1 protein-coding gene is annotated in these 206 nt (G+C 48.5%); it reads left to right on the forward strand.

From position 1 onward, the window contains the following. A partial coding sequence (locus tag SHEWPOL2_RS22785; protein WP_037431977.1) for a DUF2787 family protein occupies positions 1–168 on the forward strand: 168 nt, incomplete at its 5' end. Positions 169–206: the final 38 nt, after the last annotated feature.

The following is a 206-nucleotide window of genomic DNA, read 5'->3' on the forward strand; positions in this document are numbered from 1 at the left end:
GAGCTTGAGAAAGAAATGGAAGTGCTGTTTCAGGAGAAGCAGGTTTATAACAGCTTCTTTGGCCGCTGTTACCTCGAGCATGCAGACAGCCTAGTACGGCTACTGCTGGAGAACTTCTGCAACTACGTGGAAATGGAGGTGTACCAGGTTCAAGTCAGCGTCGACTGAACTTGGTGCCCACAAAGGTATTTTGGGAACCAAGCAAT

The sequence above is a fragment of the Shewanella sp. POL2 genome, from assembly GCF_000282755.1.
In the GTDB taxonomy this organism is placed as follows: domain Bacteria; phylum Pseudomonadota; class Gammaproteobacteria; order Enterobacterales; family Shewanellaceae; genus Shewanella; species Shewanella xiamenensis.